Raw genomic sequence first — 11,651 nt, forward strand, 5'->3', positions numbered from 1 at the left:
TGGAGCGCCACAGTTTGCCGATCAGGCTTCCCTGCGGCGCCACCAGCGCCGGGTCGCAGGCGTCGGCCCGGGCGAGGGAGGCCGGAGCCGAGGCCTGGGCGGCCGGAGCGAGAGCGGCGAGTGCGGTCAGCGCGGTGGCCGTGATGAGGGCGGCCGATACGGCGCGGCTGGCGGACATGAGGTTTCCTCCAAGGTCGTTCAGGGTCGTTCAGGGGGCGTCCGGGCGGCAGGTGCGGACTCCCCGCTCCCGCCGCCGGCGGTGTCACTGGCGGGTGGTGATCGAGGTCGGGATGCTCCACGGACCGCAGTCGGAGCTGAACGTGCCGCGGTCGCAGCCCTGGACGATGAAGACGAACTTGGGGTGGGAGTCGCCGTTGGTGCTGGTGCCGACCCCGTCCCGGACGTGCGGGGCCATCGAGTAGGCGCCGCTCCACGGATCGATCCGGGTGACCTTCACCTGGGTGGCCGGACCGCCGTTCCTGCTCCAGCGGACGTTGAAGAAGTCCCAGTCACGGCCGGTCCCGCTCCAGCGGAACACCAGGTTGCCGCTGGAGCGGGCCTGGTAGACGCGGACCAGGGTGCCCTCGCCGAGGTTGGGCGACCAGACGATCTTCCCGTTCCGGAAGCGCTGCCAGGAGCCGCGTTTGTCGGGGTAGCCGAACTCCTTGGTGACCGGGCAGCCGTAGACGCTGGCGGGTCCGCCGTTGGAGCGCCACAGTTTGCCGATCAGGCTTCCCTGCGGCGCCACCAGCGCCGGGTCGCAGGCGTCGGCCCGGGCGAGGGAGGCCGGAGCCGAGGCGGAGCTCGCGGCCTGCGCGGCCGGGGCGAGCACGGCGAGAGAGGCGGCCGCGGCGGCGACGGCCGGCAGGGCACGGTTGACGAACATGGCGAGTCCTCCGGAGGAGAAGGGGGCAGGAGACGCTCGGCACCGCTACGGAGCGGCGGCGTGTTTTCCGTGTCGCGATCACCTTCGGGATCGCCGCTCATCGGACACCATCGACGATAGGAAGCCGGGACTCCGCCGGGCAGGGCGCTGGCCACCCTCTCTCCGGAGGGCGGCCACCGCAGGAGGGGAGGGCTGCCTCCGGGGACAACCACCGCGGAGCGGGAGGGCTGGCCTTCACGCCGGATCCGCCGGTCGGCGTCTCATCAGGTGAGCTGAGGCCATTCCAGTGGGCGGCACATGGAAGACTTGTCCCCATGTTGCGCTGGCTGACCGCAGGAGAGTCCCACGGCCCCGAACTCGTCGCGATCCTCGAAGGGTTGCCCGCCGGGGTGGAGGTGACGACGGCCGACATCGACCGCGCCCTGGCGAGGCGACGCCTGGGTTACGGCCGCGGCGCCCGGATGAAGTTCGAGCAGGACGTGGTGACCGTGGTGGGCGGGGTACGGCACGGCCGCACGCTCGGCAGTCCCGTGGCCATCCGGGTGGGCAACACCGAGTGGCCCAAGTGGGAGACCGTCATGGCGGCCGACCCGGTGGACCCGGAGGTGCTGGAGGGCCAGGCCCGCAACGCGCCGCGCTCGCGCCCCCGGCCGGGCCACGCCGACCTCGCCGGCATGCAGAAGTACGGCTTCGACGACGCCCGGCCGGTGCTCGACCGGGCCAGCGCCCGCGAGACCGCCGCTCGCGTCGCCCTCGGCCAGGTCGCCAGGAACTTCCTGAAGCAGGCCCTCGGCGTCGAGATCGTCAGCCACGTCGTCTCGATCGGGGCGGCGCAGACCACCGAGGGCGTCGTCCCCGGCCCCGGCGACATGGACGCCGTCGACGCCGACCCGGTGCGCTGCGCCGACCCGGCCGGCAGCGCCGCGATGGTCGCCGAGATCGACAAGGCCCACAAGGACGGCGACACCCTCGGCGGCGTCGTCGAGGTGATCGCCTACGGGCTGCCGCCGGGCCTGGGCAGCTACACCCACTGGGACCGGCGCCTCGACTCCCGCCTGGCCGGCGCGCTGATGGGCATTCAGGCGATCAAGGGCGTGGCGGTCGGCGACGGCTTCGAGACCGCGCGCCGCCCCGGCTCCCGGGCCCACGACGAGATCGAGAACACCTCCGACGGCGTGCGCCGGATCACCAACCGGGCCGGCGGCGTCGAGGGCGGCATGACCAACGGCGAGCCGCTGCGCGTCAGCGCCGCGATGAAGCCGATCTCCACCGTGCCCCGCGCGCTCGCCACCATCGACGTGCTGACCGGCGAGGCGGCCAAGGCCCACCACGAGCGCTCCGACGTGTGCGCCGTACCGGCCGCCGCGATCGTCGCCGAGGCCATGGTCGCCCTGGTCCTGGCCGACGCCGCGCTTGAGAAGTTCGGCGGCGACTCCGTCGAAGAGGTCGCCCGCAACCTGTCCGGATACCTGTCCTCGATGGTGATCAAATGAGTCCTCGTGCGGTTCTGATCGGCGCCCCCGGATCGGGCAAGACGACCGTGGGCAGGCTGCTGGCCGAGCGGCTCGGCCTCGCCTTCCGCGACACCGACGCCGACGTGGAGGCCGTGGCGGGCAAACCGGTGAGCGACATCTTCGTCGAGGACGGCGAGGAGCGTTTCCGCGAGCTGGAGGCGCAGGCCGTACGGCTGGCGCTGGCCGAGCACGACGGCGTGCTGGCGCTGGGCGGCGGTGCGATCCTGGCCGAGCCGACGCGGGAGCTGCTGGCCGGTCACCCGGTGGTCTACCTGGAGGTCGGCCTGTCGCAGGCGGTCTCCCGGGTGGGCCTGGCCTCGGCGCGCCCCCTGCTGGTGCTCAACCCGCGCAGCCAGCTGAAGAAGCTGATGGACGCCCGCCGCCCGATCTACGAGGGCCTGGCGACCGTCAGGGTCGCGACGGACGAGCGCGGCGCCGGCGAGGTCGTGGACGAGATCGTCAAGGGGCTGGGCCTGTGAGCGGGAGGGGGACGCGGCGGTGACGCTGTCCAGGATCACGGTCTCCGGTGAGACGCCGTACGACGTGGTGATCGGCACGGGGATCCTCGGCGAGCTGCCCGGGCTGCTCGGGCCGAAGGTCCGCACCGTCGCGGTGGTCCACCCGGCCACCCTGCCGGAGATCGCCCGGCCGGTCTGCGGCGCCATCGAGGCGGCCGGATACGAGGTCGTCGCGCTGCCGGTGCCGGACGCCGAGCGGGCCAAGACGGCCGAGGTGGCCGCCGAGCTGTGGTCGGCCTTCGGCCGCCACGGCATCACCCGCTCCGACGCCGTGGTCGGCGTCGGCGGCGGGGCCACCACCGACCTGGCCGGGTTCGCCGCCGCCACCTGGCTGCGCGGGGTCAAGGTCGTGCAGGTCCCGACCACCCTGCTCGGCATGGTCGACGCCGCCGTCGGCGGCAAGACCGGCATCAACACCCCCGAGGGCAAGAACCTCGTCGGCTCCTTCCACCCGCCGGCCGGGGTATTGTGCGACCTGGCCACGCTGGTCTCGGTGCCCCGCGACGACTACGTCGGCGGCCTGGCGGAGGTCATCAAGGGCGGCTTCATCGCCGACCCGGAGATCCTGCGGCTCGTCGAGGACGACCCCGAGGGCGCCCGGCTCCCCGAGGGCGAGCACACCCGCGAGCTGATCCGCCGCAAGGTCCAGGTCAAGGCCGACGTCGTCGGCGCCGACCTGCGGGAGAGCGGCCTGCGCGAGATCCTCAACTACGGCCACACCCTGGCCCACGCCATCGAGCGGGTCGAGGACTACCGGATGCGCCACGGCGAGGCCGTGGCGATCGGCATGGTCTACGCCGCGGAGCTGTCGCACCTCGACGGCCGGATCGGCGCCGGGATCGTGGAGCGCACCCGCGCCATCCTGTCGTCGGTCGGCCTGCCCACGGCCTACCGCAAGGAGGCCTGGCCCGCCCTGCGCGACCACATGCGGCTGGACAAGAAGAGCCGCGGCGCCACGCTGCGCTTCGTCGTCCTGGACGACCTGGCCAAGGTGTCCCCGCTGGAGAACCCGGCGGAGGACCTGCTGGAAGCGGCCTACCAGAAGATCGCCCGATGACGGGGACGCGACCGGCGAGGAACGGTGAGTGATCAGATGAAGCCCGTGTACGTCTTCAACGGTCCCAACCTGTCGCGGCTGGGCACGCGCGAGCCCGACGTGTACGGCGCCGAGACCTTCGCCGACCTGGCCGCGCTCTGCCGGGAGACCGGCCGGGAGCTGGGCCTGTCGGTCGAGGTCAGGCAGACCGACGACGAGGCGGAGCTGGTGGGCTGGCTGCACGAGGCGGCCGACGCGAAGGTCCCGGTGGTGCTGAACCCCGCGGCCTTCACCCACTACTCCTACGCGCTGCGCGACGCCATCGCCCAGCGCACCGCGCCCCTGGTCGAGGTGCACATCTCGAACCCGGCCGCGCGTGAGGAGTTCCGGCACACCTCGGTGGTCGCCGCGGTGGCCACCGGCACCATCGCCGGCTTCGGCCTCAACTCCTACGTGCTGGCGTTGCGCGCCATCGCCGACGCCGTCTGAACGACCGATCGCGGCCGGACGCCGTGATCATGGGACCGGGGGGACCCGTGACGCACTACAGCTCGTTCGTCGCTCTGGGCGACAGCTTCACCGAGGGACTGAACGACCCCGCCGTGGACGGCGGCGCCGACCCGGCGGGGCAGGAGCGCTTCCGCGGCTGGGCCGACCGGGTCGCCGAGCGCCTGGCCGCGCTCGACCCGGACTTCCGCTACGCCAACCTCGCCGTGCGGGGCAAGCTCATCGACCAGATCGTGGCCGACCAGGTCCCGCCGGCCATCGGGATGCGCCCCGACCTGGTCAGCCTCTGCGCCGGGGGCAACGACCTGCTGCGGCCCGGCAGCGACCCCGACCGGATGGCCAAGAAGCTGGCGGGAGCCGTACGCGACCTGCGGGCCGCCGGGTCGCAGGTGCTGCTGTTCACCGGGGTGGACCCGCGCGACACCCCGATCATGCGCCGGGCCCGCGGCACCTTCGCGATCTTCTATCTGCACATCCGGTCCATCGCCGACCTGTACGGCTGCCACCTGGTCGACCAGTGGTCGCTGCAGGGCCTGCGCGACTGGCGGGCCTGGAGCGAGGACCGCCTGCACATGAACGAGGAGGGCCACCGGATCGTGGCCGCCAGGGTGTGCGAGGTCCTCGGCGTCCCGACCGAGGACGACTGGCGGGTGACCTGGCCGCCCCGCGTGGACGTCGACCCCCGCATCAAGCGCCGCGAGGACGTGCAGTGGGTCCGCACGCACCTGGGGCCGTGGGTGCTGCGCCGCCTGCGCGGCCGATCCTCCGGCGACGCCGTCGACCCCAAGCGCCCGGACCTCAAGCCCTTCGGCTGAGAGCCCGTACGGCGGGCACGGAGGGCCGTACGGCGGGCACGCCCTTCCGCGTCAGCTCCCGTCCGCCCCGCCCGCGGACGCCGTCAGGCGCTTGAGCGCCTGACGGACCGTGTCCGGGTCGTTGGTGGACCAGAAGGGCGGCAGCGACGCGCGCAGGAATCCGGCGTAGCGGGCGGTGGCCAGGCGGGGGTCGAGGACCGCGACCACGCCCTTGTCGTGCTGGCTGCGCAGCAGGCGCCCGGCCCCCTGGGCGAGCAGCAGGGCGGCGTGGGTGGCGGCGACCGACATGAAGCCGTTGCCGCCCTTGGCCGCGACGTGGCGCTGGCGGGCCGAGCTGAGCGGGTCGTCGGGACGGGGGAAGGGGATGCGGTCGATGATGACCAGCCGCAGCGACGGGCCCGGCACGTCCACGCCCTGCCACAGGGACAGGGTGCCGAACAGGCAGGTCGGCTCGTCCTCGGCGAACTGCTTGACCAGCAGCATCGTGGAGTCGTCGCCCTGGCACAGCAGCGGCACGCTCAGCCGGTCGCGCAGCGCCTCGGTGGCGGCCTTGGCCGCCCGCATCGAGGAGAACAGGCCCAGGGTCCGGCCGCCGGCGGCCTCGATCAGCTCGGTGATCTCCTCCAGGTAGGCCTCAGGCAGGCCGTCGCGGCCCGGCTGGGGCAGGTGTTCGGCGACGTAGAGGATGCCGCTGCGCGGGTGGTCGAAGGGGGAGCCGACGTCGAGGCCGGTCCAGCCCGACCGGTCGCCGTCGGCGGGGCCCAGGCCCCACTGGCGGGCCAGGCCGTCGAAGGCGCCGCCCAGCGCCAGCGTGGCGGAGGTCAGCACGACCGTGCGGTCGCCGAAGAGCTTCTCGCGGAGCATCCCGGCGACGCTCAGCGGCGCGACCCGCAGGATCGGCGGCCGGCGGTCGGTGCCGGCCTCCAGCCAGACCACCTCGGCGCGGTCGACCTCGGCGGCGTGGCCGAAGGCGTCGAGCATCCGCTGGGCGGTGTCGTGGACGTCGTCCAGCGCGGTGAAGGCGGCCTTGCGCAGCCCGGCGCCCTCGGGGTCGTCCTTGTCGGAGGCGTTGCGTGGGCCCAGCGCCGTGATGCAGCCCCACGCCGCGTCGCGGATCAGGGCGAGGGTCAGGCCCAGCACCTGGGGCAGGTCGTCCAGGCGGCCGGGCGGCGCGGCGGCCAGCAGCGCCTTGAGGTCCTCACCGGCCTGCATGAGCCGGTCGGAGACGCCCTGCTCGATCAGCCGGCCGACCCGGCCGACGGCCAGGGTGACCGTGCCCTCCGACAGCTCGGAGGTCACCACCGAGGTGACCCGGTCGACCAGCTCGTGGGCCTCGTCCACGACGACCACGTCGTGCTCGGGCAGCAGCGGGAGGTCCTCCATCGCGTCGATCGCCAGCAGCGCGTGGTTGGTGACGACGACGTCGGACTCCCCGGCGCGGGCGCGGGCCAGCTCGGCGAAGCACTCCATCCCGTTCGGGCAGCGCTGGGCCCCCAGGCACTCCCTGGCGCTCACCGAGAACTGCCGCCAGGCCTGCTCGCTGACGCCCGGCACCAGCTCGTCGCGGTCGCCGGTCTCGGTCTCGCCGGCCCACTCCTGGATGCGCTGGACCATCCGGCCGGTGGCGCTCACCTCGCGCGGGTCGAACAGCTGGTCCTGCTCGTCGTCGGGCCAGCCGGCGCTGGCCTTGTACTGGCACAGGTAGTTGCGGCGGCCTTTGAGGATCGCGAACGTCGGCTCGTTCGGGAGGCTCTCGCCCAGGGCCTGGGCCAGCCGGGGCAGGTCGCGGTCGACGAGCTGGCGCTGGAGCGCGATCGTGGCGGTGGAGATGACGACGGCGCCCTTGGAGGTCATGGCGTGCCGGATCGAGGGGACCAGGTAGGCCAGCGACTTGCCGGTGCCGGTGCCGGCCTGGACGGCCAGGTGGTCGCCCGAGTCGATCGCCCGCTGGACGGCCCTGGCCATCGCGATCTGGCCGGGGCGCTCGATCCCGCCGACGGCCTTGACCGCCGCGGCGAGCAGCTCGTCGACCGTGGGCAGGTCCGCGGCGGAGGCGGCGGAGCCGTCACGGGAGCCGTCGTCACCGGATCGGGAGGCGTCGTCACCGGATGTCGCGTCGGGCGTCTCGGCGGGAGCGAGGGAGTCGGTCGGCACGACAGCCAACCGTACCCGCTCCCCCCGACAGTCGCGGTCGCCTCGCGGCGGCCGCCGGACCTGTCCGGGAATTCCGGAACCCGCACCCCGCGTTCCGTGGCACACTGGCGAGACCACCCAGCCGTGCATCACCCCAAGACCCCGGACCGGGGCCCTTCCCTTCGATGCCTCTGGGGCTGAAGATGAGGACGGTAAGACCGGTTCGGTAGGGTTTCCAGAGGTCGAGTGGACGAATAAAGGCTGGTTAGAGACTATGTCCTCCATGTCGGAAGTTGTCCCGTTGCCGTCGTTCGGCGAAGTGTTCTTTGACGAGCGTGGCCAGGAGCGGGTGCTCCGGGTCACCTGGCACGAAGGCACACTGGTGCTGAGCCTGTGGCGCGGTGAGATGTGCACCGCAAGTTTCCGCATGCCCATGGACGACGTGGGCCGCCTGGTGGACACCCTCGACCAGGGGTTCATCGAGGCCGGGGGCCGCTACCCCGACGAGACGGACGAGCAGGCCGAGGGGGCCGGTTACGCCGCCCCCGGCGAGTTCCCCGGCACGGGGCAGTACGCCCGGCCCCGCCCCGAGGACTACGCCCAGCCGCACGCCCAGCCGCAGCCGTACACCGACCCGGCGGCCACCCAGGTCCCCCCGCCCGGCTACGCCGACCCCGCGTTCGCCCAGGCGGTCCCGCCGCACGAGGAGCCGCGCCAGACCGCCGCGCTGGGCCCCAACGACGTCCTGGTCGCCCGGGGCGCCGTGCCCGCGCCGGACCGCTTCCAGGAGCGCGGAGCGTACGGCCCGGCCGACGCGGTCCCGCGCGAGAACATGATCGTCGATGACGGCTCGCCCTACGGACGGCCCCACCTCGCCGAGCCCGCCGGGCCGGGCGAGCAGCCGTACGCCCCCGGTGGCGACCCCTTCGCGGCGCACCAGGGCCCCGACCAGTACGGCGCGCCCCAAGGGGCCGACCCCTTCGCCGCCCACCGCCAGCCCGACCCGTACGGCGTGCCGCAGCGGCCCGCGGAGCCCTTCCCCCCGCAGCCGGCCGACGCCTTCGCCGCGCCGCAGCACTCCGCCGGCCCGTTCGCCGCCCATCAGGGTCCCGACCAGTACGGCGCGCCGCAGGCGTCCGACCCCTTCGCCCACCAGGGCCCCGCCCAGTACGGCGCGCCGCAGGCGTCCGACGCCTTCGCCGCCCAGCACCCGGTCGACCCCTTCGCCCCGCCGGCCGGAAGGCAGCAGCGGCCGGTGGACCCCTTCACGCCCCACGTGGAGCAGTTCCCGTCCTCCGGGCACGGGCCGGCCCCCGACGCCTACCCGTCGCAGGGCCACTCCACCGACCCCTTCGGCTTCGCCGCCCAGGGCAGGCAGTCAGGCCACGGGGCCGTCCAGGCCGACCCCTACGGTTATCCGCCCCCGGCGCAGCCCGATCCCTACGGGTTCCCGCAGCGGCCCGCGGGCCAGCCGGGCGGTCACCCGGCCGACCTGCGCGACCTGTACGGCTCGCAGGGCGGCTACGACCAGCGCGGCATGGACCCCTCCGACCCGCTGAACTTCCGCACCCGCCAGGAGCAGCAGCCCGACCAGGGGATGTCGCGTCCCTACATCCAGGAACCGCCGCACTCCACGGGCGAGCGGCTCCGTCCCGAGCAGGGCTACGGCGACCGCGACGACCGCCGCGAGTGGTGACACGCAGCGGGCAGAGCCGTCCTCCCCGGTGAGCGCCGAGCGCCGCCCACCGTCGCGGGTGAGCGGCGGGACGCCTCCCGGCTGATCCTCTCCGGTCCGGATACCGTACCCTGACCTTGCTCGACCGGTGGGGGTGCGATGGATCAGGCGATGGCGGTGCAGTTGCTGGTGGTACCCGTCATCGCCATAGCGGTGGCGGCGCTCGCCAGGCGCAGGGGGTGGCCCGCACCGCTGCTGCTCGTCGTGGCGGGGCTGGTCCTGTCGCCGCTCATGCCGGCCTACGAGCTGGACCCCGAGATCGTCCTGCTGGTCCTGCTGCCGCCGCTGCTCTACTCCGCCGCGATCGACAGCTCCTACATGCGGCTGAAGACGGTCCTGCGGCCGGTGATGCTCCTGTCGGTCGGGCTGGTGCTCTTCAGCACCCTGGTGATCGGCTGGGTCACCCACCTGCTCCTGCCCGACCTGCACCCGGCCGCGGCCTTCGCGCTGGGCGCGATCGTGGCGCCGCCCGACGCGGTCGCCGCGGTCGCGGTGGCCCGCCGGCTCGGGCTGCCCCGCAAGGTGGTCACCATCCTGGTGGGGGAGAGCCTGTTCAACGACGCCACGGCGCTGACCGCCTACCGCGTGGCCGTCGCCGCCGCGGTGGGGCACGGGATCACCGGGATCACCGGGATCCCCTGGATCGACGCGGCCGGCCAGTTCGTCTACGCGGCCGCGGGCGGCGTGGTGATCGGCGTCGTGCTCGCCTGGCTGCTGTCGCGGATGCTGGGGATGGTCCGCGACGCCCTGGTCGAGAACACCATCCTGCTGCTGGTGCCGTTCGGGGTCTACCTCGCGGCCGAGGCCGTGCACGCCTCCGGGGTGGTCTCCGTGGTGATCGTCGGCCTGGTCGTCGGGCACCGCCTGCCCAGGAGCGGGTTCGGCACCAGGCTGCTGTCCGAGGCGATCTGGCGGGTCATGGACTTCTTCCTGGAGTCCGTCGTCTTCGCGCTGATCGGGCTGCAGATGTGGCCGATCGTCACCGCGCTCGACTGGTCCGACCCGTGGAAGCCGCTGGGCATGGCGCTGGCGGTCTTCGCCGTCGCGGTGCTCGCCCGGATCGTCTGGGTGCCGCCGGCGACCTACCTGCCCAGGCTCCTGTCCGCGCGGGTGCGCCGCCGCGAGCCCCGGCCGCCCTCCTGGCAGAACGTGGTGATCGTCAGCTGGGCGGGGATGCGCGGGGTGGTCTCCCTGGCGGCCGCCTTCGCGCTCCCGCCCGATCTGCCCGGAAGGGAGACGCTGGTGTTCCTCACCTTCGTCGTGGTGATCGGCACGCTGCTGGTGCAGGGACTGTCGTTCCCCTGGCTGATCCGGCGCCTGCGGGTCTCCACCGAGCAGGAGGCCTTCGCCGACAACCTCGCCGAGGCCGGCGCCCAGCAGGCGGCCGCCTCGGCGGCCCTGACCCGGCTGGACGAGCTGGTGGCCGACGGCGTCGCCGACGTCCACCAGGAGGTCGTGGAGCAGCTCAGGTTGCGGGCCGAGCGCCGTACGCTCACCGCCTGGGAGCGCCTGGGCGGCGGCACGGGGTTCGAGGGGGAGGAGACGCCCAGCGCCGTCTACCGGCGGCTGCGCCGGGAGATGCTGGCGGCCGAGCGCGAGGTCCTGGTCCGGATGCGCGACGAGCGCCGCATCGACGACGAGGTTCTCCGCCGGGTCATGAACGAGCTCGACTTCGAGGAGGCCACCCTCGCCCGCGACTGACCGGCTCCCTTGCCGGAAGCGCGGTGTCCGTTGCGATCGGCAGACAAGGCGACGGATTTCGTTGGGATATGGAAATTTTCCTCCTGAATCGGTAGCGTGCCGCCATGAAGATCGTCGAAACCGAACGCACCCGGCATCGTCGTCTCCGCGAGCAGGGCAGCCTCGACCGCGATGATCTGCACGCCGTCCTCGCCGCCGGGTTCGTCTGCCATCTCGGGGTCGTCGTCGACGGCCGCCCGATGGTGGTGCCCACCGTCTACGGCCTGAGCCCGGACCGCGAGGTGGTGTACTTCCACGGCTCGGTGGCCAGCCGGAGCCTGGTGGAGGCGCCGGAGGCCACCGTCTGCCTCACCGTGACGCACGTGGACGGGCTGGTGCTGGCCCGGTCGGTGTTCGAGCACGGGGTGAACTACCGCTGCGCCATGATCTACGGGGTGCCGCGCCCGGTCACCGACCCCGAGGAGAAGCTCGCCGGGCTGCGCTGCCTGACCGAGCACGCCACCCCGGGCCAGTGGGACTACGCCCGGCGGCCCAGCCGCAAGGAGCTGGCGGCGACCGCGTTGCTGGCGCTGAGCACCCGGGAGGCGTCGGTGAAGATCCGAACCGGCCCGCCCGGCGACGGCGACGGCCCCGACGCCGGGCTCGGCCTCTGGGCGGGCGTCCGCCCGCTCCGGACGGTCTGGGACGCCCTCGACCCCGACCCGCTGCTTCCCCCCGGCGTCGAGCCCCCGCCCCACCTGGGCTGACGTCTCAGGTAGAGATCTCTAAAGTGACGCGGATGTCAATGAATGTACGGCTCCCCTAGA

At 73.5% G+C, this 11,651-nt stretch carries 10 protein-coding genes; 8 read left to right on the plus strand and 2 right to left on the minus strand.

From position 1 onward, the window contains the following. Positions 1-262: 262 nt before the first annotated feature. On the minus strand, positions 263-886 hold the full coding sequence (locus Pta02_RS39085) for an LGFP repeat-containing protein (protein ID WP_203880091.1): 624 nt from the start codon (positions 884-886) through the stop codon (positions 263-265). A gap of 314 nt (positions 887-1,200) precedes the next feature. Between Pta02_RS39085 and aroC the strand changes: the two genes are divergently transcribed. Genes aroC through Pta02_RS39110 form a run of 5 tightly spaced genes read left to right on the plus strand, consistent with a single transcriptional unit; the run spans position 1,201 to position 5,276 of the window. Further along, on the plus strand, positions 1,201-2,379 hold the full coding sequence (gene aroC, locus Pta02_RS39090) for a chorismate synthase (protein WP_203880092.1): 1,179 nt from the start codon (positions 1,201-1,203) through the stop codon (positions 2,377-2,379). After that, positions 2,376-2,879 carry a shikimate kinase gene (locus tag Pta02_RS39095; RefSeq protein ID WP_203880093.1) on the plus strand — a complete coding sequence of 168 codons (504 nt, stop codon included), beginning with the start codon at positions 2,376-2,378 and terminating at the stop codon, positions 2,877-2,879. The genes aroC and Pta02_RS39095 overlap by 4 nt, the downstream gene beginning before the upstream one ends. Before the next feature lie 19 nt (positions 2,880-2,898). Continuing rightward, complete coding sequence (gene aroB, locus Pta02_RS39100; protein WP_203880094.1) at positions 2,899-3,975, plus strand: 3-dehydroquinate synthase; 1,077 nt, start codon at positions 2,899-2,901, stop codon at positions 3,973-3,975. Positions 3,976-4,011: 36 nt separating this feature from the next. Then, the gene (gene aroQ / locus Pta02_RS39105; protein WP_203880099.1) at positions 4,012-4,443 is read left to right on the plus strand and encodes a type II 3-dehydroquinate dehydratase; all 432 of its coding nucleotides are present in this window, start codon (positions 4,012-4,014) and stop codon (positions 4,441-4,443) included. 29 nt (positions 4,444-4,472) lie between these two features. After that, positions 4,473-5,276 carry an SGNH/GDSL hydrolase family protein gene (locus tag Pta02_RS39110; protein ID WP_203880095.1) on the plus strand — a complete coding sequence of 268 codons (804 nt, stop codon included), beginning with the start codon at positions 4,473-4,475 and terminating at the stop codon, positions 5,274-5,276. Positions 5,277-5,327: 51 nt separating this feature from the next. Here the strand turns inward: Pta02_RS39110 and Pta02_RS39115 are convergent, their stop codons facing one another. Further along, the gene (locus tag Pta02_RS39115; protein WP_203880100.1) at positions 5,328-7,316 is read right to left on the minus strand and encodes an ATP-dependent DNA helicase; all 1,989 of its coding nucleotides are present in this window, start codon (positions 7,314-7,316) and stop codon (positions 5,328-5,330) included. A gap of 376 nt (positions 7,317-7,692) precedes the next feature. On the opposite strand from Pta02_RS39115, the gene Pta02_RS39120 reads away from it, so the two are divergent. From Pta02_RS39120 to Pta02_RS39130, 3 genes are all read left to right on the plus strand, one after another. Beyond that, a complete protein-coding gene (locus tag Pta02_RS39120) occupies positions 7,693-9,105 on the plus strand; it encodes a hypothetical protein (protein WP_203880096.1) in 1,413 nt (470 codons plus the stop codon). 150 nt (positions 9,106-9,255) lie between these two features. After that, entirely contained in the window at positions 9,256-10,845 is a 1,590-nt protein-coding gene (locus Pta02_RS39125; protein ID WP_239131567.1) for a Na+/H+ antiporter, read from the plus strand. A gap of 104 nt (positions 10,846-10,949) precedes the next feature. Beyond that, on the plus strand, positions 10,950-11,591 hold the full coding sequence (locus Pta02_RS39130; RefSeq protein ID WP_203880098.1) for a pyridoxamine 5'-phosphate oxidase family protein: 642 nt from the start codon (positions 10,950-10,952) through the stop codon (positions 11,589-11,591). Positions 11,592-11,651 lie beyond the last annotated feature (60 nt).

This window comes from Paraplanobispora takensis, assembly GCF_016863195.1.
Lineage (GTDB): Bacteria > Actinomycetota > Actinomycetes > Streptosporangiales > Streptosporangiaceae > Planobispora > Planobispora takensis.